At 47.0% G+C, this 20,630-nt stretch carries 22 protein-coding genes; 14 read left to right on the top strand and 8 right to left on the bottom strand.

The features are described from left to right. Positions 1-16 precede the first annotated feature (16 nt). Positions 17-1,474, top strand: a complete 1,458-nt coding sequence (locus Q9R25_RS01765; RefSeq protein WP_214691102.1) for a phospholipase D family protein — start codon at positions 17-19, stop codon at positions 1,472-1,474. Between the two features lie 41 nt (positions 1,475-1,515). Here the strand turns inward: Q9R25_RS01765 and Q9R25_RS01770 are convergent, their stop codons facing one another. Both Q9R25_RS01770 and def read right to left on the bottom strand, forming a co-directional pair. Continuing rightward, a complete protein-coding gene (locus Q9R25_RS01770) occupies positions 1,516-3,141 on the bottom strand; it encodes an alpha/beta hydrolase (RefSeq protein ID WP_074037380.1) in 1,626 nt (541 codons plus the stop codon). Position 3,142: 1 nt separating this feature from the next. Then, positions 3,143-3,682, bottom strand: coding sequence for a peptide deformylase (gene def, locus Q9R25_RS01775; protein ID WP_214691101.1), 540 nt, complete (start codon positions 3,680-3,682; stop codon positions 3,143-3,145). Between the two features lie 331 nt (positions 3,683-4,013). On the opposite strand from def, the gene pdhA reads away from it, so the two are divergent. The 4 genes from pdhA (at position 4,014) to lpdA (ending at position 8,865) form a co-directional block, all read left to right on the top strand. After that, positions 4,014-5,099 carry a pyruvate dehydrogenase (acetyl-transferring) E1 component subunit alpha gene (pdhA, locus tag Q9R25_RS01780; protein WP_015881258.1) on the top strand — a complete coding sequence of 362 codons (1,086 nt, stop codon included), beginning with the start codon at positions 4,014-4,016 and terminating at the stop codon, positions 5,097-5,099. A 3-nt stretch (positions 5,100-5,102) separates the two neighbouring features. Continuing rightward, entirely contained in the window at positions 5,103-6,080 is a 978-nt protein-coding gene (locus Q9R25_RS01785; RefSeq protein WP_074034993.1) for an alpha-ketoacid dehydrogenase subunit beta, read from the top strand. A 78-nt stretch (positions 6,081-6,158) separates the two neighbouring features. Next, a complete protein-coding gene (locus Q9R25_RS01790) occupies positions 6,159-7,448 on the top strand; it encodes a dihydrolipoamide acetyltransferase family protein (protein ID WP_015881260.1) in 1,290 nt (429 codons plus the stop codon). Between the two features lie 4 nt (positions 7,449-7,452). Further along, a complete protein-coding gene (gene lpdA, locus Q9R25_RS01795) occupies positions 7,453-8,865 on the top strand; it encodes a dihydrolipoyl dehydrogenase (RefSeq protein WP_015881261.1) in 1,413 nt (470 codons plus the stop codon). A 20-nt stretch (positions 8,866-8,885) separates the two neighbouring features. Here the strand turns inward: lpdA and aac(6') are convergent, their stop codons facing one another. Continuing rightward, the gene (gene aac(6') / locus Q9R25_RS01800) at positions 8,886-9,338 is read right to left on the bottom strand and encodes an aminoglycoside 6'-N-acetyltransferase (RefSeq protein WP_159562035.1); all 453 of its coding nucleotides are present in this window, start codon (positions 9,336-9,338) and stop codon (positions 8,886-8,888) included. Between the two features lie 75 nt (positions 9,339-9,413). Here aac(6') and Q9R25_RS01805 point away from each other — a divergent pair, with 75 nt between their 5' ends. Then, a complete protein-coding gene (locus Q9R25_RS01805; protein ID WP_031421518.1) occupies positions 9,414-9,719 on the top strand; it encodes a DUF3055 domain-containing protein in 306 nt (101 codons plus the stop codon). A 118-nt stretch (positions 9,720-9,837) separates the two neighbouring features. On the opposite strand, the gene Q9R25_RS01810 is transcribed toward Q9R25_RS01805, so the two are convergent. Continuing rightward, a complete protein-coding gene (locus Q9R25_RS01810; RefSeq protein ID WP_214691100.1) occupies positions 9,838-11,319 on the bottom strand; it encodes an aminotransferase class I/II-fold pyridoxal phosphate-dependent enzyme in 1,482 nt (493 codons plus the stop codon). A gap of 159 nt (positions 11,320-11,478) precedes the next feature. Between Q9R25_RS01810 and Q9R25_RS01815 the strand changes: the two genes are divergently transcribed. From Q9R25_RS01815 to Q9R25_RS01825, 3 genes are all read left to right on the top strand, one after another. Continuing rightward, on the top strand, positions 11,479-11,745 hold the full coding sequence (locus Q9R25_RS01815; RefSeq protein WP_031421520.1) for a UPF0223 family protein: 267 nt from the start codon (positions 11,479-11,481) through the stop codon (positions 11,743-11,745). Between the two features lie 236 nt (positions 11,746-11,981). After that, positions 11,982-12,170 (top strand): hypothetical protein, encoded by a 189-nt coding sequence (locus Q9R25_RS01820; protein ID WP_015881266.1) that lies wholly within the window; start codon positions 11,982-11,984, stop codon positions 12,168-12,170. 78 nt (positions 12,171-12,248) lie between these two features. Continuing rightward, entirely contained in the window at positions 12,249-13,502 is a 1,254-nt protein-coding gene (locus tag Q9R25_RS01825) for an inositol monophosphatase family protein (RefSeq protein WP_159562037.1), read from the top strand. Between the two features lie 48 nt (positions 13,503-13,550). On the opposite strand, the gene Q9R25_RS01830 is transcribed toward Q9R25_RS01825, so the two are convergent. Then, positions 13,551-13,727, bottom strand: coding sequence for a DUF5325 family protein (locus tag Q9R25_RS01830; RefSeq protein ID WP_159562038.1), 177 nt, complete (start codon positions 13,725-13,727; stop codon positions 13,551-13,553). Between the two features lie 163 nt (positions 13,728-13,890). Between Q9R25_RS01830 and typA the strand changes: the two genes are divergently transcribed. Together typA and Q9R25_RS01840 are read left to right on the top strand one after the other, a co-directional pair. Continuing rightward, the gene (typA, locus tag Q9R25_RS01835) at positions 13,891-15,735 is read left to right on the top strand and encodes a translational GTPase TypA (protein ID WP_015881269.1); all 1,845 of its coding nucleotides are present in this window, start codon (positions 13,891-13,893) and stop codon (positions 15,733-15,735) included. An 87-nt stretch (positions 15,736-15,822) separates the two neighbouring features. Continuing rightward, on the top strand, positions 15,823-16,167 hold the full coding sequence (locus Q9R25_RS01840) for a YlaH-like family protein (protein WP_015881270.1): 345 nt from the start codon (positions 15,823-15,825) through the stop codon (positions 16,165-16,167). A gap of 36 nt (positions 16,168-16,203) precedes the next feature. Here the strand turns inward: Q9R25_RS01840 and Q9R25_RS01845 are convergent, their stop codons facing one another. Continuing rightward, positions 16,204-16,404, bottom strand: coding sequence for a YlaI family protein (locus Q9R25_RS01845; protein WP_015881271.1), 201 nt, complete (start codon positions 16,402-16,404; stop codon positions 16,204-16,206). A 115-nt stretch (positions 16,405-16,519) separates the two neighbouring features. Between Q9R25_RS01845 and Q9R25_RS01850 the strand changes: the two genes are divergently transcribed. Beyond that, positions 16,520-16,969 (top strand): PNPOx family protein, encoded by a 450-nt coding sequence (locus Q9R25_RS01850; RefSeq protein WP_074037365.1) that lies wholly within the window; start codon positions 16,520-16,522, stop codon positions 16,967-16,969. Positions 16,970-17,002: 33 nt separating this feature from the next. Further along, positions 17,003-18,319 (top strand): PhoH family protein, encoded by a 1,317-nt coding sequence (locus Q9R25_RS01855; RefSeq protein ID WP_031421530.1) that lies wholly within the window; start codon positions 17,003-17,005, stop codon positions 18,317-18,319. A 38-nt stretch (positions 18,320-18,357) separates the two neighbouring features. Here the strand turns inward: Q9R25_RS01855 and Q9R25_RS01860 are convergent, their stop codons facing one another. Together Q9R25_RS01860 and Q9R25_RS01865 are read right to left on the bottom strand one after the other, a co-directional pair. After that, positions 18,358-19,530, bottom strand: a complete 1,173-nt coding sequence (locus Q9R25_RS01860) for a multidrug efflux MFS transporter (protein WP_230872793.1) — start codon at positions 19,528-19,530, stop codon at positions 18,358-18,360. Between the two features lie 127 nt (positions 19,531-19,657). Continuing rightward, a complete protein-coding gene (locus tag Q9R25_RS01865) occupies positions 19,658-20,122 on the bottom strand; it encodes a hypothetical protein (RefSeq protein ID WP_159562039.1) in 465 nt (154 codons plus the stop codon). A gap of 172 nt (positions 20,123-20,294) precedes the next feature. On the opposite strand from Q9R25_RS01865, the gene Q9R25_RS01870 reads away from it, so the two are divergent. Then, entirely contained in the window at positions 20,295-20,573 is a 279-nt protein-coding gene (locus tag Q9R25_RS01870; protein ID WP_015881276.1) for an Fpa/YlaN family protein, read from the top strand. Positions 20,574-20,630: the final 57 nt, after the last annotated feature.

Below are 20,630 nucleotides of genomic sequence, written 5' to 3' on the forward strand. Positions count from 1 at the left end.
TGAGGAGGGGGAGCTTATGGCGAAGGAAAAGGGGAAGAAAGGGTGGCTGAAATGGGGAGCTGCAATCGTAGCGGTCATTTTTCTCATCACGCTCGTATATCATCAAGTCAAACCATTACCGGAAGGCGTGTCGAGACAATCTGAACCATATCTCATCACAGATGACCAAATCGATTTTCTCCACGATTTGACCTATCAAGGGGAAGATACGGAGATTGTCGAACAAGAGATATTTAGTGAAGTTGAACGAGCAATACGTGAGGCAAAAGAATACATCGTCATGGACTTTTTCTTATTCAATCCTTATTCGAATGAAGACCGACAATATCCGGACATCACATCGCGCCTGTCATCGACATTGCTTGAGCAAATGGAGCGATATCCGGACTTGAAAGTCGTTTTTATTACAGACGATATCAATACGACTTATAACGGGCACGTTTCCGACCACTTCGATGTACTGGAGGAGGCAGGGGTAGAAGTCGTGTACACAAATCTCGACGAACTTCGTGACCCAAATATTCTTTACTCCACGTTTTATCGAATGGCGCTTCAATGGTTCGGTGATAGTCAATCCGGCTGGTTGCCGAATCCGATGGCCTCTTCGGCACCGGACATTACGGTTCGTGCTTATTTGAGGTTGCTCAACATCAAAGCGAACCATCGGAAGGTGATGGTCACTGAAAATGAGGGATTTGTACTATCCGCCAATCCACATGACGCTAGCGGATACCACTCGAATGTCGGTGTCCATTTAAAAGGACCGATTTTAAAAGAAATCGTTGAAGGTGAGCAAGCGGTCGCGACGTTCTCGAAAGGAGATGCACGCCGATTCCCTGATGATGAAGCGTTGTCGAAGATTGAAAATGCGCCGAGTGAGGCACCAATGGAGATTCGTTACGTCACCGAAGGGAAAATTCAAGAATCAGTGCTCGATGCAATGAATGGGGCGGACGATGGAGACACCATTTGGATCGGAATGTTTTATTTGGCAGACCGGAATATCATCCAAGCAATCGAGGATGCCGCAGGGCGCGGGGTGACTGTGAACTTGATCCTCGATCCGAACACGAATGCGTTCGGTCGATCGAAATCAGGGTTACCGAACTTACCGGTGACGGCAGAACTGAACACCGTCAACCCGGAGCATATCGAGATTCGCTGGTATGATGTCGGTAAGGAACAATATCATCCAAAAATCCTCTATGTAGATGGTGAGGAGAAAACCGTTGTCTTAGGATCGGGGAACTATACGACCCGGAACATGAACGATTACAACCTAGAGGCAGACGTCGAAGTGACAGGAGAAGTGGATACAGCCTTCTTTGATGAGGTGGACGAGTATTTTAATCGTCTATGGAACAATGAGAACGGCGCGTATACGGTAGCATATGATGAGATTCAAACGGATCTCCCGCTCGGAAAGTATATGATGTATTGGCTCCAAAAAGTCACATGGACGATGACCTATTAAAAAACAGCTATCCTCAAAGTTTGGGGATAGCTGTTTTGACGTTAGTTCGTCTCGATTGGATTAAACTCATTCGTGTATTCATATAAGAATTTCCCGGTCTCTTTCAAGACGTCACTTTTACGGTGAAGCGAGAAATGGTCGTACGGCACAGTTTCTGTCTGAATGTTATTCGTATACTCTTCAAGTAACAGCGAACTTGCCGGCTCAATCAAATTGAATTCGCCACCTCGTCCAGAGAAGGAGAGTACCTGAACGGACCTCGGCCATGTCTCGAGTTTAGACTGGAATGCTTGCAGTCCGTCTGAGTTAGGGGACAAATCACGGATGGCAGGGCTTCCGGTATTAATGCCGAAGTTACTGGCAGATAAACCGAAGTTTGCAAGGCGCGTCCCGCCGAACGGGCTATCGAACGTCACAAACTTATCGACGATGTATGTCTCTTGATTCAGGATATAGTTGGCAGCGGCTACGCCACCCATGCTATGGCCAATGATATACATCCGATCGAATGATCGATTTCTCGTTTTTTTATATGTTTCAATGGCTGCATTCAACCACTTTGTCTGATTGTTTAAAGAAGCCTCTGCATCTTCGAACTCGATTCGGACAATCGGACGAGTTGAACTAAAATCATATATTTCACAGTCGGTCTTGCCTTTGACAGTCACGGTACAAAGCGCCCCGTCAGTCGCTTGACCACTTTGTTCCATCGCTTGAGAGAAGCGGAGGAACGTCCGGTCTGTCCCGAGTAGTCCATGAACTGCAAACGTAGGGATGAACTCATTCGTTTGAGAAGCTTGACGTATCGCCTCGGATTGACGCTCGTTCGTCAACTCTTGTCGGAAGGTGACGATGATGAGAGCAAGTGAAAGTGAGACGATCAACAGTCCGAGGAGACGTGAACGAATGGATGTCTCTTTTGGGTTGCCAACATTCCGACGATATTTGCGCCAAATGAAGTAAGTCAATACGGCCGCTGCAATCAGAACGATTCCCGTCACGATCCAAGCGTTGACGTTCGGTACATGGGCAACTAGCTTCACGTTATTTTGCCGACCGCCGTAGACTTGCCACTCGACATGTTTCATAGAACGGAGGTCTAGGCCAGTTCCATCCTCAACGAATACGCCGGTCGGAACAGTCAAGTTAAAGCGAATGTCGGCTTGGCGGATATATCGTTCAGCCAATTTTTTGGGGGAGCCGGTTAGTTCAACACCGGGTAAGTCGACCCGATCGAGTCGGAGGTCGAGATTGGTTTGGAGTGTATATGAATCAAACCAAATGCCTTCCTGTTGTTCGATGTCGAACTGAATATCCGGAGGGACTAAAATACCGGCTGGTCCCGTTTTCCATTCCTCTTTAATCTGTTGCAACTCGTCCACATTTTTAAATGTCTTCTTTAAGACCATGCCTTCGTAGTCATCAGGACTCGAATAATCTTCCGTCTCATATCCGTTCGCTTCTGCTTGCTCTTTCCACGTATCCCAGTCGAGTCTGAGATTGAGCAATTTCATGACTGGATGATCACGGAACGCGTAAGTCGTTTCAAGCGAAACAGATTGGTCATAGTGGACGGTCGCATCATAATTGATTCGCACACATCCACCGATTAAAAGAAATAAAAATGGGAATAGTAACAACAGTGCCCTTTTTCTCGAACTAAACATGTTAAATCGGTTCGCCGTATGTTTCTAACGGGTTCGACATATTGATCCGGTCATAGAACATGATCCCGTCTAAATGATCGAGCTCGTGCTGACATACGACAGCGCGCATTCCGCGCAGACGAAGCTTAATCGGCTTCCCCTCGCGGTCGAACCCTTCTAACGTGATTCGACGAAAACGAGGTACATTTCCTTTGACCACGCGATCGACCGATAGACAGCCTTCGCCGCCATTCAAAAATGTCTGTTCGACGGAATGACTTGTAATTTTAGGATTGAAGATGGAGAGTTTAAACGTCTCTTCCTCTTCTTGTAGCAATACTGTGAAGAAACGGCGATTTACACCGAGTTGAGGTGCGGCGATTCCGACACCACCTCGTAACTCGTATTTCTCGCTCATCTCTGGGTCTTGACTATTGACAAGAAACGTCTCCATCTCGTCGAGTAACGCCAAATCTTCTGTTGTTGGCGGAATCGAAACTTCGGCTGAACGCGCGCGAAGTCGCTCGTCTCCTTCGCGGATGACATCTTTCATGGTTAACATACACAACTTCCTTTCTATCGAACTTATATGATTGATTATATCATATTTAAACAGGAAGGAATGTGGATGGTACAGAAGGTGAAATGAAAATAATACAGTGGTGAAAAGGATGTCATATCCCTTGAATGTAAGCGTTTTATTTCGGTAAGCATATTTTTTGCGTTATTGAAACAACCCGTTTTATACTAACAAGGAAACGTCAGGAGAGGATAACTTTTCTGAATCACGTTAATACAGATTGCTTTTTTGGACAGATACACGTAAGATTTGAGATAGTGTTTGATCACAAAAAAGACAATTGTCTCATAGTTGAAAGGATGAGGTGAAACGAATGAACAACGTTCAGGTACTTCAAAACGTGGAAGAAAACTTCCAAACGTTCCGTATTCTCGACGAGAAGGGTGAGGTCGTCAACCAAGACGCAATGCCTGACCTAACGGACGAGCAACTTCAGGAACTCATGCGCCGCATGGTCTATACTCGAATCTGGGACCAACGCGCCATCTCACTTAACCGTCAAGGTCGCTTAGGATTCTACGCGCCAGTGGCAGGTCAAGAGGCGACGATGATCGGGACGCAATACGCGCTCGACAAAGAGGACTGGATCCTTCCAGGATACCGTGATATCCCACAACTCGTATTCCACGGACTTCCGCTTTATCAAGCGTTCTTGTTCTCACGTGGACACGTGGCGGGAAACCGCATCCCTGAAGGTGTCAACGTATTGATGCCACAAATCATCATCGGTGCACAAATCATTCAAACTGCGGGTGTGGCAATGGGCCTCAAACGCAACGGCAACAAAAATGTCGCCATTACTTACACAGGTGACGGTGGCTCATCACAAGGTGACTTCTACGAAGGATTGAACTTTGCAGGTGCATTCAAATCACCAGCAATCTTCGTCGTTCAAAACAACCGTTTCGCTATCTCAACTCCTGTTGAAAAGCAAACTGCAGCTAAAACGATCGCGCAAAAAGCTGTTGCAGCTGGAATCAACGGAATTCAAGTAGATGGAATGGACGTTCTTGCAGTGCTCGCAGCGACTCAACAAGCTCGCGTCGACGCACTCGAGGGAACACCGACACTTATCGAGTCACTCACTTACCGTTACGGACCACATACGCTCGCTGGGGATGACCCAACACGTTACCGTACAAAAGAACTCGACACAGAGTATCAAGAAAAAGATCCACTCGTACGTTTCCGTCTCTTCCTTGAGAACAAGAAACTCTGGAACGAAGACATGGAGAACGAAGTGATCGAGCAAGCGAAAGCTGACGTGAAAGAAGCAATCAGCCAAGCAGACAAAGAACCAAAACAAAAAGTTTCGGACTTCATCAACAACATGTTCGAAGAACTTCCTTCAAACTTGAAAGAACAGCTTGAAGAATATACTGCAAAGGAGTCGAAGTAAGTTATGGCTCAAATGACAATGATCCAAGCGATTACTGATGCGATGCGCGTTGAAATGAAACGCGACGAGAAAGTACTTCTTTTCGGAGAAGACGTTGGTAAAAACGGTGGGGTATTCCGCGCGACGGAAGGTCTCCAAGACGAGCTCGGCGAAGACCGTGTCTTCGACACGCCACTCGCTGAATCAGGGATTGGTGGTCTTGCGATCGGTCTAGGTCTTACTGGATTCCGTCCGATTATGGAAGTTCAATTCTTCGGATTCGTATTCGAAGTTTTCGACTCAATCGCAGCTCAAATGGCACGTATGCGTTACCGTTCAGGCGGCGCTTACAGCCAACCAATCACAATCCGTTCACCATTCGGTGGTGGAGTTAAGACACCTGAGCTTCACGCGGACAGCCTTGAAGGCTTGATGGCTCAGACACCTGGTCTTAAAGTTGTTATTCCATCAACTCCTTACGATGCAAAAGGTTTGTTGATCGCGTCAATCCGTGACAACGACCCAGTCGTGTTCCTCGAGCACATGAAATTGTATCGTTCATTCCGTGGCGAAGTACCTGAAGGTGATTACACAATCGAACTCGGTAAAGCAGATGTGAAACGTGAAGGTACAGACGTTTCAATCATCACTTACGGTGCGATGGTGCATACTTCACTTAAAGCAGCGGAAGAACTTGAAAAAGAAAACATCAACGTTGAAGTAATCGACCTCATGACAGTGAGCCCGCTTGATATCGACACAATCGTAGAGTCTGTTAAGAAAACAGGTCGTGCGATCGTCGTTCAAGAAGCACAACGTCAAGCAGGTATCGCAGCGAACGTTGTAACTGAAATTCAAGAGCGCGCAATTCTTCACCTCGAAGCACCAGTTCTTCGAGTAACTGCACCAGACACAGTCTTCGCATTCGCACAAGGTGAAGACATGTGGTTACCTGACCATAAAGATGTCGTTGCAAAAGTTAAGGAAGTTGTGAACTTCTAAGATCGTGTCGAATAAACGATGAGGGAGAATTGTCTCCCTTGTCGTGTTTACATGATGAATTGATGGGAGGAAAAACCAGTGGCAGTATTTGAATTTAAATTACCAGATATCGGTGAAGGTATTCACGAAGGTGAAATCGTCAAGTGGTTCGTAAAAGCAGGGGATACGGTCAAAGAGGACGATGTTCTTTTAGAAGTACAAAACGACAAAGCAGTCGTTGAAATCCCAGCTCCAGTCGACGGTACAGTCAAAGAAGTTAAAGTTTCTGAAGGTACAGTTGCTGTAGTCGGCGACGTCCTCATTACGTTTGACATCGAAGGCGACGCACCAGCAGGTGAAGAAGAAACACCTGAACAACCGAAAGCAGAAGAGAAGACAGAAGACGTAAAAGAAGATGTGAAAGAAGACGCGCCACGCGACGTTCAACTTCACAAATCTGAGCGTGTTATCGCTATGCCATCTGTCCGTAAATATGCACGTGAAAAAGGTGTCGACATCCGTGAAGTAAACGGTTCTGGCGACAACGGCCGTGTATTGAAAGAAGACATCGATGCATTCGCGAACGGCGAAGCACCGTCTGCAGAAGCTACAACAGAGAAAACAGAATCTGTAGCACCAGCAGCAGCTGCGAAAACGGAAATCAAGCCTTACGAGTCAGCGACTCCTGAACTTGAAACACGTGAGAAAATCCGTGGAATCCGTAAAGCCATCTCGAAAGCTATGGTTAACTCGAAACACACTGCACCACACGTTACACTCATGGACGAAGTCGACGTTACAAAACTCGTTGCACTCCGTAAAGATTTCAAACAAGTCGCGGCTGACCAAGGCGTGAAACTCACGTACTTGCCATTCGTCGTGAAAGCATTGACTGCTGCAGCGAAAGCATTCCCAACAATCAACGCTTCAATCGATGACGTGAACGAAGAAATCGTCTACAAAAACTACTACAACATCGGGATTGCAGCTGACACGGACAACGGACTCGTTGTACCAGTCGTAAAAGATGCAGACCGTAAATCAATCTATGCACTTGCTACAAACATTAACGAACTTGCAGGTAAAGCTCGTGAAGGTAAGCTCGCTGGGGAAGACATGAAAGGCGGATCGATCACAATCACAAACATCGGTTCAGCTGGTGGACAATGGTTCACACCTGTCATCAACCACCCAGAAGTTGCGATTCTCGGTATCGGCCGTATCGCTGAGAAAGCTGTCGTGAAGAACGGTGAAATCGTTGCTGCGCCAGTACTTGCACTTTCATTCAGCTTTGACCACCGCCTCATCGACGGTGCGACTGCACAAAACGCTCTTAACATGGTGAAACGCTTGCTCGAAGACCCAGCACTTCTAATGATGGAGGGATAAGAACATGGTAGTAGGAGAATTCGCACAAGAAACTGATTTGCTTGTCATCGGTGCCGGTCCTGGTGGATACGTTGCCGCAATCCGTGGCGCACAGCTCGGAATGAAAGTAACTATCGTTGAGAAAGGCAACTTCGGTGGTGTCTGCTTGAACGTCGGATGTATCCCATCGAAAGCGTTGATCACAGCAGGACACAACTTCCAACACGCTAAAGGTCATGATTCAATGGGAATCACGTCTGACAACGTGTCAGTGGACTTCACAAAAGTTCAAGATTGGAAACAGTCAGTCGTTAACAAATTGACTGGCGGTGTTAAAGGTCTCCTCAAAGGAAACAAAATCGAGATCGTTCAAGGTGAAGCGTTCTTCGCGTCTGAAGACACAGTTCGTGTCATCACTGAAGACAGCTCAACTCCTTACAAATTTAAAAAAGCGATTGTCGCGACTGGTTCTACACCAATCGAGATCCCATCGTTCAAATGGTCTAAACGCGTCCTTTCTTCAACTGGCGCTTTGGCACTTCCTGAAGTACCGAAGAAACTCGTCGTTATCGGCGGTGGATACATCGGTATGGAGCTCGGTACTGCATACGCTAACTTCGATACAGAAGTTGTCGTTGTAGAGGGCGCTAGCGACATCTTGTCTGGTTTCGAACCACAAATGACGCAAATCGTTAAGAAGAAACTCAAGCAAAAAGGGAACGTCACGATCCACACGAATGCACTTGCTAAAGGTGTTGAAGAAACGGAAGACGGCGTAACCGTTAAGTTTGAAGTAAACGGTGAAGAACAATCTGTTGAAGCGGACTATGTCCTCGTCACAGTTGGTCGTCGTCCAAACACAGGTGACATCGGTCTTGAGAACGCGGACGTTAAAATCAGCGACCGCGGAATCATCGAAATCGATGACCAGTGTAAAACATCGAACGAAAACATCTATGCAATCGGTGATATCGTTCCTGGACCACCACTTGCACACAAAGCATCTTACGAAGCGAAAATCGCAGCGGAAGCAGCAGCAGGTAAGCCAGCTTACCTCGACTACTCTGCAATCCCTGCAGTCGTCTTCACAGATCCTGAGCTCGCAACGGTTGGTTACACAGAGCCACTCGCAAAAGAAGAAGGACTCGAAATCACAGTTTCGAAATTCCCATTTGCAGCGAACGGTCGTGCACTTGCACTTGACGAGCCAGACGGCTTCATGAAGCTCATCACACGCAAAGAGGACGGTCTCTTGATCGGTGCTCAAATCGCGGGTACTGGCGCTTCAGATATGATTGCTGAGCTTGGTCTTGCAATCGAGGCTGGTATGACTGCTGAAGATATCGCACTTACAATCCACGCTCACCCATCACTCGGTGAGATGGCAATGGAAGCTGCTGAAATCGCAATGGGTATGCCAATCCACGTCGTAAAATAAGAATACTCATAAAAGCTCTCTCACTTTTCGTGAGAGAGCTTTTTCATGTAGGTGACGACACGCTCGACTTCCTTGAATCCAATTTTCTCGTGAAAGCGTTGACTGTCCTCGTTTTCAAGCTCGGTATCCGATGCCAGTTCGATACAACCATGACGCGCCGCGAAGGTCGACGCAGCATCGACCAAACGAGAGGCAACACCTCGATGACGCTCTGATTCAATGACATAGATTCCTTCCATATAGGCGGTCGGTGACGTGCTAGAACCTGGCACGTAGTCATGTCGGAAACTGAGCTGACAAAAACCAACTGCCTCCCCATGTTCATTTGATGCGATGAAATAATGCATCTTTTTTGAGGCGAGACCGAGTTTGACTTCCATTCGTAATTCTTCAATAGGGGCATCTGGCCATAGGTCGTGCATGAACTGGACAAGAGTTTCAACGTTTAACTCCGTTGCATAATCAATCTTCATTGTCATTCTCTCCTTAGGTTTCATACTAGTAGTATAAAGGAAAATACATGTGAAGAGAGAAGGGAGGGAATCCTGATGGCATTCGATGAGGAGTTATTATACACCGTATCCGAGACGAGTCGTGTCCGATTTACCGGTATTGAAACAGAAGCCGCTCGTTATGATTTTGGTTTCGTTTATACACAGCAATTCATGGGCAAGGTGTTAGTCGTCTGTATGCAAACGGGTCAATCGGCCCTTCTTGATTTGCATGCGCTAGAAGAGCCACGTCAATTGTATCCGATGCTTGGCATTAACTTGAACGACACGGAACACGTCGCTGAATTTTTACGACTTTGCTTGGTCGAAAAAACACAAGCATCTGAAGAAATTGATACTTGAAAAAATGTAAGCGTTTTCTTATAATAAGCACTAGGGGAAGCAATTCGATCATCTACAGCCACCTTTTCTGAGATGACATAAAAAATGAGCCGGTCACGATGACCGGCTCATTTTTTATTTAGCGAATCGCTTTTGTTTGTTGGATGACTTTAATCATTTGCAGTGACTCATCTTCAAGACCTTGAACCGGAAGACCCGCTTCAATGTTGGCCATGATGTACTCGAGTGTCGAAGTCGTAATCAATTCGCCTGGAATGATGATCGGAATCCCTGGCGGATACACCATAATGAATTCCGCTGAAATACGGCCGACTGCGTTTTCGAGAGGAATCGTTTCCGTCTCTTCATAAAACGCATCACGAGGGCTGAGCGCAAGAGGTGGAATCTCTGGGAGCATGATCGATAGTGAATCGTTACCAGACTTCTGATAAACGGAGACGACGTCTCGCATCGCTTCAATCAATGCTTGAATCGTGGACTCATCATCCGCTGATGTGACGATAAAGAGCACATTCAATAAATCGGACATCTCGACTTCGATACGGTGTTTGTCCCGAAGAAATTTCTCGACTTCAAATCCTGTTATTCCAAGTTCGCGCACGGATACGAGTACTTTCGTTTCGTCGAGCGCGTATGTCGATTCAGAATGCAATTCGGCATGACCGTATACTGACAAGTTAGGCATGTGGTTGATTGCTGTACGAGCCGTTCTCGCAAGCTCAAGTGCACGTTCATTCATCATGTGTCCCTTTGTCGCTAACTGTCGACGTGCCGCGTCGAGAGAAGCGAGGAGCAAGTAGGACGTCGAAGTCGTTGTAATCATGGAAAGCATCGCATGAATTCGTTCTGGCGAGACGAGACCGCGGCGTACGTTCAAAATCGAACTGCCTGTCATTGAACCACCAAGCTTGTGTACACTCGTCGCCGCCACATCTGCTCCCGCTTGCATCGCCGAGAGTGGGAGTTCATCGTGAAAAGGGAGATGAACGCCGTGTGCCTCATCGACAAGTACAGGAACGTCTTGCTCATGAGCGACAGACACGATACGCTCTAAATCACCTGCGACACCGAAATAAGTCGGATTAATGACGAGAACGGCTTTTGTGTCCGGGTGAAGTTCAAGTGCGCGTTCTACGGCACTAGCTGTGATTCCGTGGGCGATGCCGTATGTTTCGTCAAATTCCGGGTGGATGAAGACCGGATGAGCACCCGTTAAGACGAGCGCGGACATGACGGATTTATGGACGTTCCGTGGCACAATGATTTTTTCGTTCGGGCCAACGACACCCATGATCATCGCCATGATGGCACTCGATGTTCCCTGGACAGAGAAAAAGGTCTCGTCAGCACGGAACGCCTCTGCCGCCAAGCGTTCCGCTTCAGCGATTGCCGCTTTTGGATGATGGAGGTCATCGAGTGGGGCAATGTTAATCAAATCAATTTTTAGGGCGTTTTCACCAATAAAGTCACGAAACTCTGGGTCCATCCCTTTTCCGCTTTTATGACCAGGAATGTGGAACGCAATCGGGTTTGAGTCGACATGTTCAAGCAACGTGTCAAATAGTGGCGTTTCGAGCTGAGTAGCACCTTTTAATTTCAATCGTAAATCCCCCTTGAATCAGTTTATTTATAAGATGAATATTATCGTTATGATATATGTTGTTTTTAAAAAAAGAAGCAACAAAAAAACTATAGAGATTTCTGGCTCAACTTGCAATAGTTTTTTTTGTTGTTACAATGGGTGTCGAGGTGAAACAATATGCAAATTAACTATCCGATCAATCCGGATTGGACGACAGACGAATTGATTGAAGTCGTCGAGTTTTATAACGTTGTCGCACAAGCCAATGAAGGTGGAGTCGAACGAGAGGTTTTTCTCGATTCCTATCGTGCCTTCAAGCAAATCGTAACATCTAAGTCGGAGGAGAAACAACTGAACGCGGTTCACGACGAGCAGACGGGCTATTCCACATATCGTACGGTTCAGGCGGCAATGAAGTCCTCGAGTAAAATGATTAAACTGTAAGACCGAGCATGCCCGAGCAAATTCAGGCATGCTTTTTTGTTATTTCTCCTATAAATCGGGTACAGTTCATTAACACCGAATCAGGTTTAGGGACCTCGGAATTGGGAATATATCCATAAAGATAAAAAATTCAAAATAGTCAGACAATTCTCTTTCTTTTTCGAATTTTATCTGATATACTCAATTCAACTCACTAAACCGTAACTTGTAGCCCAACAAAAGGAGTGTGGCATCTTATGAAACAAGTGATTGAGGCATTCAAAAGAAAAGACGCAGAAAAACGGATCCCGGTGCTGCGCTTAGAGATTGATTATGAATTGGCAACCCTCTTCGATGCGATGGCGTCACAAGATGATGCTACAGTTCAGGCTAGCAAGCATCGGTTAGAGAAGTACCGCCAAGAATTATTGCGTCTCGAAGCCTAACCATTACACACACATTCAACCAGTATTCCGAGCGGATACTGGTTTTTGTTTGGTACAATACAGTTGAGGTGATCACAGATGATAGAATGGTTTGCAGTCGACTTAATCAAACAAGCGGGAGAACTGATTCGTCGCGAGATTGATCAAAGTTATGAAGTGGAACGAAAGACGGGAAAAGGGGACTTGGTCACTGAAATCGACCGAGCGGTGGAACAATTGATTGTCCGTCGAATCCAACAAACATTTCCGGAACATCAGATTATGGGGGAAGAAGGGACGACAAATCAGCCAGAACAATTGACTGGTACCGTCTGGTTTGTCGACCCGATTGATGGGACGTTAAATTTTATTCATCAAAAACGTATGTTTGCCATCTCTATCGCGATCATGATAGATGGAGTCGTGGAATATGGATTCGTCTATGACGTCATGGCGGATGAGATGTTCATGGCACGGAAAGGATACGGGGCGACGTTGAATGGTCGGACATTGACGACTCTTCATGAACATCATGTCCGAGACGCATTTTTAAGTATGAATGCGACGTGGGTCACGCCGAACCACCAGATTGCCCCGGAAATACTCGCTCCGATTGTACGAGACTCGATTGGGACGCGAGCCCATGGTGCTGCATCGCTTGAATTAGCCTGGCTTGCCGCCGGTCGCGTGGACGGCTACATCACAATGCGCAATATGCCATGGGATTATGCTGCTGGAAAGTTACTCGTAGAAGAAGTAGGGGGACGTGTCGTTTCCTTATATGGTGAGCCGATTCGCTATGACGGAAAAACATCTGTCCTGGCAGGGAGTGACTCATTTGTAAATGACGTCATCAAACATTACGTCATCGCAAAAGGGGTCACGGCTGAAGCAAAACCGGACTTACACATCGTGGAACATGATTCGTATGAAGAAATCCGCGATCTACTCGTCTTGGCGAATCCGAATGAAACGATGGTCCGGGAACAATTCGAGGAAGGGCGTACGTACAAAGCGTTACTCGGTGGTGAGATTGTCGGTGCATATATGCTCGTCTCACACGGAGACGAGCGGGTTGAACTCGTCAATATCGCAGTGAAGCCGGAACGTCAAAACCAAACAATCGGTCAACGCATGTTACAAGACGCAGTGAAGCGGGCCACGTTGATTGGTGGAAAAGAACTGCTCGTCTGTACAGGGAATTCAAGCATCATGCAACTGCGCTTTTACCAACAAGCTGGATTCCGATTCGATTCGGTGGAACGCGATTATTTTCGTAATCACGGGTACGATGACATCGAAGAAGATGGACTCATTTTACGCGACCGCATCTGCTTGACACGTCCACTATAAACGCAAGTAAAAGGGTTACTCCGACATGATACCGGAGTAACCCTTTTTTTATGATTGATGGTCTGAAAGAATGCGGCGACGCAATTGAATACCAAAGTATGTCGCTACGCCACTTAACACGAGGCTGCCCAAGATAATGGCGGCGCTCCCCTCGGCCACCCCGATTCCAATGCCGACGAATCCTGCGACAACGGCCGTTGCGATCAATACAAACATTAGCTGCATGGAGGTTCCTCCTTATTTTCTCTTCTCTTCCCTATTGTATGATAAAAAACACGAGATGAAAACGTTCACAGTCGATTCCACTCGACAAAGGTACTGTGACGTGTGCTATACTCTTAAAGTTGAAGAAAAGTTGAAATTTTTTAAATAAGAGAGGAATAACTACATGAACGTAAGAACAAACCTTCGTAACGTAGCCATCATCGCGCACGTTGACCACGGTAAAACAACGTTAGTCGATGAATTATTGAAACAGTCTGGTACTTTCCGGACGAACGAGGCAGTCGCAGAACGCGCGATGGACTCGAACGATATCGAGCGTGAGCGCGGAATTACCATTCTCGCAAAAAACACAGCAATCGATTATAAAGAGACTCGCATCAACATCGTAGATACACCAGGTCACGCAGACTTCGGTGGAGAAGTTGAGCGAATCATGCGTATGGTAGACGGCGTTATTCTTGTTGTCGATGCGCGTGAAGGCTGTATGCCACAAACTCGTTTCGTATTGAAAAAAGCACTCGACCAAGGACTTCGTCCGATTGTCGTCGTCAACAAAATCGATAAGCCGATGGTTCGTCCACTCGACGTTGTCGATGAAGTTGTTGATCTCTTGATCGACCTTGGCGCAGATGAAGATCAACTTGAATTCCCTGTCGTCTATACATCAGCAGTCAGCGGTTCAAGTTCGTTCGATCCTGACCCAGAAAAACAAGAAGATACAATCACTCACGTGCTCGACACGATTCTCGAAAACACGCCGGCTCCAGTGGACAACTCAGACGAGCCACTTCAATTCCAAGTGACGATGCTCGACTATGACAACTACCTCGGCCGTATCGGCGTAGGTCGCGTCTTCCGTGGGAAAATCAAAGTCGGTGAGCAAGTATCGCTTTGTAAGACAGACGGTACGGTGAAGCAACTTCGTGTCACGAAATTGTTCGGTTACTTCGGCCTCAAGCGCGTCGAAATCGAAGAAGCAAAAGCAGGTGACTTGATCGCTATCGCCGGGATGGAAGATATCAACGTCGGTGAAACGGTAACGCCAGTCGGTAAAGAAGAGCCACTTCCGCTCCTTCGCATCGATGAGCCAACGCTTCAAATGCGTTTCATGACAAATAACTCTCCATTCGCAGGACGTGAAGGCGATTTCGTGACGGCACGTAAAATCGAAGAGCGTTTGATGAAACAACTCGAGACGGACGTTTCACTCCGTGTCGAAAACACAGATTCACCAGACCAATGGATCGTATCAGGACGCGGTGAGCTTCACCTCGGGATCTTGATTGAAAACATGCGTCGTGAAGGTTACGAGCTCCAAGTATCGAAACCACAAGTTATCATCCGCGAAGACGAAAGCGGCACAAAAGTTGAGCCGTTCGAGCGCGTCATCATCGACGTACCTGAAGAGTACACAGGTTCAGTCATGGAATCGATCGGTCTCCGTAAAGGTGAGCTTGCGAACATGAACACGAATGACAACGGTCAGACACGTATGGAATTCCTCGTGCCATCACGTGGTCTTATCGGTTACCGTAACGAATTCTTGTCAGCGACACGTGGATACGGAATCTTGAACCATACGTTCGAAGAGTACCGTCCATATATCGCTGCTGATATCGGTGGTCGTCGTAGCGGTGTTATGGTTTGTATCGAAAACGGGAAGTCGACGGCCTACTCAATCGGTGCCCTTGAAGACCGTGGGACAATCTTTATCGAGCCAGGTACAGATGTGTATGAAGGAATGATCATCGGAGAATGTAACCGTGATGTTGACCTTGCCATTAACGCTGTTAAAGGGAAACAATTGACGAACATGCGTGCTTCTGCAAAAGACTCGACACAAGTCTTGAAACGTCCGCGCGTCTTCTCACTTGAAGAGTCACTCACGTTCTTGAACGATGACGAGTACTGTGAAATTACACCGGAGTCGATCCGTCTCCGTAAGAAAATCTTGAACAAGAACGAACGCGAGAAAGCAGACAAGCGTCGTAAACTTGGTAAAGAATAAGTTATAAGAAAGGGGACGCTTCGGCGTTCCCTTTTGCATGGAATAGTGTAGAATGGATGTGTATGAAATAAAGGGGGACTCTTTGTCTTGAAAGCTTCTCAAACAATCGATATCACACAAATTGACGTTCCGTGGATCGCTTCGATGCTAGGTGTCGGCAGTGACCCGAACGACTTTTCCGTTGGGTTCAATGCACTCGTTGTCACGGTCATCTTACTGACAATCCTTGTCTTTAAACTTGGTTTTGCGAAACAATTGGCATGGTGGAAGTCGCTCATCGTCTATATTCTCCTTTCACTTGGAGCAGGTACGATGGCACTCGTCTTTTTCACATGGCCAATCCCGGAAGTGCTTGCCGTCATGGCTATCGTGTTGGCCATCTATCGTGGCCGCCTCTGGTGGAATCGTCGTCAAGATGCGGTAGAATCATAAAAAATACGGGCGTCTCTTCGGAGGCGCCCGTTTGCATTACCAGTTTCGTTTTTGTCGAAATGTAGGATATAACTTGAACTGTCCAGATGCGGCGCGTTCAGCCGTTCGTTCGCTGATTCGCTCCTGACACTCTTGACACATATACGTTTTCGCCGGTTTGTTACGCAAGCGTTTTGCTTCAAACGACCATGAGTCGATCGTCTCGACTTTATCGCAAAGAGAACATTTTACACGCATCTTTTCACCTTCCTCTATACGATGAGTATAGCATGATTTCAACCGTTAAAAGCAGGGAATTGAACCGGTAAGGGAGAATGGTACAACCATACCCGGTGAAAAGGAGGGGAGTTGAATGGCGAGCAAGGCAACGTTTGAACTGACAGCTGCGCAAGAGCGCTTGTTGAATGACATGCCGTTAACATTTCTCGTTGGTTTTGACGAGGCAAAGCGTTGGCCGATCAGCCATGCCATCAGTTGGGTGCAAGCGTTAGATGCTGTCACGGTCCGGTTCGCATTAACGAGAAATTCCCATATCGTGACCATCTTGACGACTGAAAAGACGGCTGGCCTCATCTTTATCGAAGATGGTCAGTCCTATCATGTTTTACTCTCATCAATTCGAGAGTTCGACCCGGCGGTCAAACCAAGCCTTCATCTTCGTTTTTTTGAAGGACATGTCGAAGAAGTGAGGAACATCTCGTTTTATGGAGCAGCTTACGCACAGCCCGAAATCACGAAAACATACGATATTCGTGCGGCGGAAAAGCTTGACCGTGAAGTGAAAGAAAGTCTTCATTCTTGAATACCATCCTATATTCGAGGGGCGGCAAAGTCTATGAAAAAAACGTATGTACTTGATACGAACGTACTCCTACATGATCCGCTATCCTTATTTCAATTTGAAGAACACGACGTGGTGATTCCAGCCATCGTCCTAGAAGAGTTAGATGGGAAGAAACGTAACATGGATGAGGTCGGGCGGAACGCCCGTGAAACGTCGCGTGTCCTCGACCAGCTCCGGTCATCGGGGAAACTGCATGACGGGGTCCCGCTTGAAAACGGAGGACGTCTGTTTGTCGAAATCGGTCATGAACACCAGGTCGATATCCCGTTCGATGTCATGACGAATGATAATCGCATCTTAATGGTAGCGTTAGGATTAATGAAACAATACGAGCATGACGCGGGTCGAAAGGTCGTCGTCGTCTCAAAAGATATATTGGTCCGTGTCAAAGCGGACGCCATTGGAATTGACGCAGAAGACTACTTGACAGATCATATCGTTGACACGACGGACTTATACGCCGGCTATCGAGAGATTGAAGTCGATCAGTCGCTCATCGATGAATTTTATAAAGTCCGTCAATTGCCGACGACGGCCTTGACGAAACAAGTGCTATATCCGAACTCGTTCGTCGTCTTGAAAAGTAATGTGTCGAAAGCGAGTGCGCTTGCTGTGGTCGATTCGCTTCAACCGATTTTACGACCACTGGCACTCGATGCAGATCATATTTGGGGAATTCATCCGCGAAACGTTCAACAGCGGATGGCACTCGACCTGCTGCTTCGGGATGACATTCCGTTTGTCACCTTACTTGGGAAAGCTGGTACCGGGAAGACGCTCCTTGCTCTAGCAGCAGGGCTATCGCTTGTCGAGGATGAACAGCGTTACAATAAGCTAGTCGTCGCTCGCCCGGTCGTGCCGATGGGGAACGATATTGGTTACTTGCCAGGGGAAATGGAAGAGAAGCTTCGTCCTTGGATGCAACCGATTTATGATAACTTGGAATTTTTATTTAATGCGAATTCAAAAGACGAGCTCGGGAATATTCTAGCCGGTATGAAATCGATTCAGCTCGAGGCGCTCACCTATATTCGAGGTAGAAGTATGCCGGACCAGTTCATCATCATCGATGAGGCACAGAACTTAACGAAGCACGAAATTAAAACCATTCTCACCCGAGTCGGTGAAAACTCGAAAATCGTACTCGTCGGCGACCCGTATCAAATCGATCATCCGTATTTAGATGAGTATTCGAACGGATTGACGTACGCGGTGGAACGCTTCAAAGGACAAAACGTCTTCGGGCACGTTCAACTCGTGAAAGGGGAACGTTCATCCCTTGCACGATTGGCGGCTGATTTACTATAAGCGATATACACAAATAACGCCGAGTTTCGCACTCGGCGTTATTTTGTATCGAGTTGTAGTGACTGAACGTTCGTCCGTTCTAAGAAGGCATTTGAGATCATAATCAATCCCGTGAGGATGAACAGGGCAGAAAATCCGAAGTGTGCCACGATTTGGGATCCAAATAACGGTCCGAGTAGATTCCCCATGAACTGAGCGGACTGATTGTACGAAAAGATCCGGCCGGTCGCAGAGACCGGCGTATGTTGGCGCAGTAGCGATTGTACGGACGGCATTAAGGCAGCCGTTGCGAATCCGATTCCGAAACGCAACAAAATGAGTTGAGTCGTTGAGGTAACGAATGCTTGCGGAATCAAGAATAGGCTATAGAGGAGCAGTGCCCAAAACAAGATGCGTTCTGCCCCATATCGGTCTGATAACCGTCCGAGACGCTGCGCCGAAAAGAGAGCGGCCAGTCCCGGAGCGGAGGCGACAATCCCTGCCATGAAGGCGAGAGCGGTTGTGCTCGGATTCAATTCACGTACGTATAATGTCAAGAGCGGTCCAATGGATTGTGTCGAGAACTGAATGAGGAATGTTGTCACAAACAGCCCGACAATCAACTGAGGATGTCGCAGTGAGGCGAAAATCGATTTCATCGACGCGAGTTCTTCACGTTTCACTGGGACAAAATCTTCTTTTACGAACCAAAGCGTGATGAGGAAAGTCAGGAAGAGTGCACTTCCCGTAAAGAGAAAAACGGATCGAAGCCCAATCCAGTCTGCAAGCAATCCACCAATGAGGGGACCGAGTAGACCACCAGTGATTCCACCGGTTGACAGGGTACCGAGCGCCCAGCCACTTTTCTCTTTTGGGGTTTGGGATGCGACTAACGTGATGCCGGCTGAGATAAATCCGGACACGGCACCCATGAGTAAACGCAATCCGACGAGTTGATACACGTCTTGGACGAAGCTGATAAGAAACATGACGATGGCCATCCCGAGACTGGCTCGGATGAGCATCAGTTTCCTTCCTTTTCGGTCAGCCAAGCGCCCCCACATCGGAGAAACGATGGCAGCTACGAGGAACGTCGCGCCGAAGGCGATCGCAGACCAAGTGACGACGTGGTCCGGATCCTTTACCCCGAGTTGTTCGATGAACAATGGGAGGAATGGTAGGACGAGACTCATCGACGCAGCGGTCAAGAAGCTACCGATCCAAACAACCATTAAGTTTCGTTTCCATAGAGGTATCGTAAGCGTCACGACCTTTCTTATTTAATTGGTAATCAACACTCTATATACTACACTTTATGAACTAAAAAGTCCAAAAAAAGAGAAGGTGTGAACCTTCTCATTAATTGCTTAATATGGTGATATGATTGACTTGGCGAATGACCTGATCCTCATATAATACATAGACAGGTCCGTCGGTAAGTACTTTTCCGTCTTTTGAAAATTGTAAATATACTTGTGCTGCCTCGCTGAGCGATAGAGTCAATACTGTTTCCCCGTAAAAACGGACATGCGTCGCAAGTTCAATCGGTTCGGCATTGTTTAAAAATGGCGCGAGCGGCATGGCGAACGAGTCGCGTAATGCTGCATCTTTGTCTTGTCGTGACATCGGTTTATTGTGGTCGATTCGAGTTCCTTGTGACAATCCGTCATCCCATGCTTTCCCCATTTTCGCATAGTATGCCTCACGGTCATTCTCCGTCACCGAGTCCAAATCTTCAATCTTCCGTTTTCGTTCGTCAAAAATCCATACGGTCGGGTCAATCGTCAGACTGTGGCGAACCGCTCCATCAAGTGGAAAAATCATGCTTATATCCCCCTTCATACACATTACACGTTTCATTATAGCGCTCTTTCTCGTAAAATGGAAAAGAGGGAGAATGTCGCGTTCATTCATACTGTACATTGAATTATGATGAAAGATAATGTACAGTTGAGTTATGACAAACAGTCTGTCATCGTACGGAGGAGGGGTCGTAGTGGCGACAAATTTGGCTGCAATCCAACGGGAGCAAGCGCTTCAATTACTCGAGGCGGATGCTGAAAAAATCCGTTGTCTGATTGAAGTGCAGTTAGAAAACCTAAAAATGCCGAAGTGCCCGCTTTATGAAGAGGTGCTTGATACACATATGTTTGGACTATCGCGCCAAATTGATTTTGCGGTTCGTCTTGGACTCATTTCAGACATTGAAGGTAAAGGACTGCTCGATTCATTGGAACAGAAGTTGTCTGCTTTGGCAGAAGCTTCAGAATTATGAACCTTATACTCAAACTGTGCAAGTGGCGCTGTTTGAGTATTTTTTTATAAGGGTTGT

This window comes from Exiguobacterium sp. BG5(2022), assembly GCF_031844365.1.
Taxonomy (GTDB): domain Bacteria; phylum Bacillota; class Bacilli; order Exiguobacteriales; family Exiguobacteriaceae; genus Exiguobacterium; species Exiguobacterium profundum.

What these genes read in the sequence shown, in the direction of transcription:
- Q9R25_RS01765 (WP_214691102.1), top strand. Translation starts at nt 17, where the DNA reads ATGGCGAAGGAAAAGGGGAAGAAAGGGTGGCTGAAATGGGGAGCTGCA.
- Q9R25_RS01770 (WP_074037380.1), bottom strand. Translation starts at nt 3,141, where the DNA reads ATGTTTAGTTCGAGAAAAAGGGCACTGTTGTTACTATTCCCATTTTTA.
- def (WP_214691101.1), bottom strand. Translation starts at nt 3,682, where the DNA reads ATGTTAACCATGAAAGATGTCATCCGCGAAGGAGACGAGCGACTTCGC.
- pdhA (WP_015881258.1), top strand. Translation starts at nt 4,014, where the DNA reads ATGAACAACGTTCAGGTACTTCAAAACGTGGAAGAAAACTTCCAAACG.
- Q9R25_RS01785 (WP_074034993.1), top strand. Translation starts at nt 5,103, where the DNA reads ATGGCTCAAATGACAATGATCCAAGCGATTACTGATGCGATGCGCGTT.
- lpdA (WP_015881261.1), top strand. Translation starts at nt 7,453, where the DNA reads ATGGTAGTAGGAGAATTCGCACAAGAAACTGATTTGCTTGTCATCGGT.
- Q9R25_RS01805 (WP_031421518.1), top strand. Translation starts at nt 9,414, where the DNA reads ATGGCATTCGATGAGGAGTTATTATACACCGTATCCGAGACGAGTCGT.
- Q9R25_RS01815 (WP_031421520.1), top strand. Translation starts at nt 11,479, where the DNA reads ATGCAAATTAACTATCCGATCAATCCGGATTGGACGACAGACGAATTG.
- Q9R25_RS01820 (WP_015881266.1), top strand. Translation starts at nt 11,982, where the DNA reads ATGAAACAAGTGATTGAGGCATTCAAAAGAAAAGACGCAGAAAAACGG.
- Q9R25_RS01825 (WP_159562037.1), top strand. Translation starts at nt 12,249, where the DNA reads ATGATAGAATGGTTTGCAGTCGACTTAATCAAACAAGCGGGAGAACTG.
- Q9R25_RS01830 (WP_159562038.1), bottom strand. Translation starts at nt 13,727, where the DNA reads ATGCAGCTAATGTTTGTATTGATCGCAACGGCCGTTGTCGCAGGATTC.
- typA (WP_015881269.1), top strand. Translation starts at nt 13,891, where the DNA reads ATGAACGTAAGAACAAACCTTCGTAACGTAGCCATCATCGCGCACGTT.
- Q9R25_RS01845 (WP_015881271.1), bottom strand. Translation starts at nt 16,404, where the DNA reads ATGCGTGTAAAATGTTCTCTTTGCGATAAAGTCGAGACGATCGACTCA.
- Q9R25_RS01850 (WP_074037365.1), top strand. Translation starts at nt 16,520, where the DNA reads ATGGCGAGCAAGGCAACGTTTGAACTGACAGCTGCGCAAGAGCGCTTG.
- Q9R25_RS01855 (WP_031421530.1), top strand. Translation starts at nt 17,003, where the DNA reads ATGAAAAAAACGTATGTACTTGATACGAACGTACTCCTACATGATCCG.
- Q9R25_RS01860 (WP_230872793.1), bottom strand. Translation starts at nt 19,530, where the DNA reads ATGGTTGTTTGGATCGGTAGCTTCTTGACCGCTGCGTCGATGAGTCTC.
- Q9R25_RS01865 (WP_159562039.1), bottom strand. Translation starts at nt 20,122, where the DNA reads ATGATTTTTCCACTTGATGGAGCGGTTCGCCACAGTCTGACGATTGAC.